This window comes from Streptomyces alkaliphilus (assembly GCF_014141535.1).
In the GTDB taxonomy this organism is placed as follows: Bacteria; Actinomycetota; Actinomycetes; order Streptomycetales; family Streptomycetaceae; genus Streptomyces; species Streptomyces alkaliphilus.
Genome location: NZ_VKHT01001515.1, coordinates 1 through 807, shown reverse-complemented (window position 1 = coordinate 807; position 807 = coordinate 1). Strand labels below are relative to the sequence as shown.

Sequence of the window (807 nt, the reverse complement as noted above, 5' to 3'; positions counted from 1 at the left end):
TCTCGGTGGTCATTCCCTCCTCGCCACCCGCCTCACCCACCGTCTGGGTCGGGCCCTGGACATCCGGGTGCCGCTCCGGCTGGTCTTCGAGCATCCCGTCCTCGCCGACCTCGCCCAACACCTCCCCCGGTTCGGTGATCGCCACCTCCCCATCCCGCGGGCGCCACGTGTCCGCAATCCCGATGGAACCATCACCCTCCCCGCAACCTCCGGTCAAAAGCGCCTGTGGCTGCTGTGTTCACTGGACCCCCGGGCCGCCCGCGCCTATCGGATCGCCGGGGGGGCAAGCATCAGCGGCCCCCTCGACAGACGGGCCATGGTGGACGCCATCGGCGAGGTGGCCCGACGCCATGAGGTGCTGCGAACGACCCTGCGGGAGGAGCACGGCGAGGTGGTCCAGGTCGTTCACCCCGAGTGGCACGGGGGCTTTCGGGACACAGCCCCCGTCGATGGGACTCCCGAAGGGGAACGCGAGCTACTGGCCCGGTGGACCGAAGCCGCGGTTGACCTGTCCGAGGGACCGCTGTTCCGGGCGGATCTCGTCCGACGGCCCGATGACACGCATCTCCTCATGCTGTCCCTGCACCACACCGTTGCCGATGGCTGGACCCTCACTCTCCTACTGGAGGAGATCGCCCACCTCTACTGCGCGTCGGTCGCGGGTGAATCACCTGCCGAGAGTCGCCCGGCCCCGCACCCGCAGTACGGCGACTTCGCCCATTGGCAGGCCGGTTCGCCCCGTGACGAGGAAGGGCTCGCGTACTGGCGCGATCGGCTCGCCGGCGCGGCCGAACCGGATCTCCCGAC

General features: G+C 70.0%; 1 protein-coding gene. It reads left to right on the top strand.

All coding sequences use genetic code 11. The features are described from left to right. The coding region (locus tag FNQ90_RS25410; RefSeq protein WP_407699448.1) for a condensation domain-containing protein at positions 1-807 on the top strand (807 nt) is incomplete at both ends.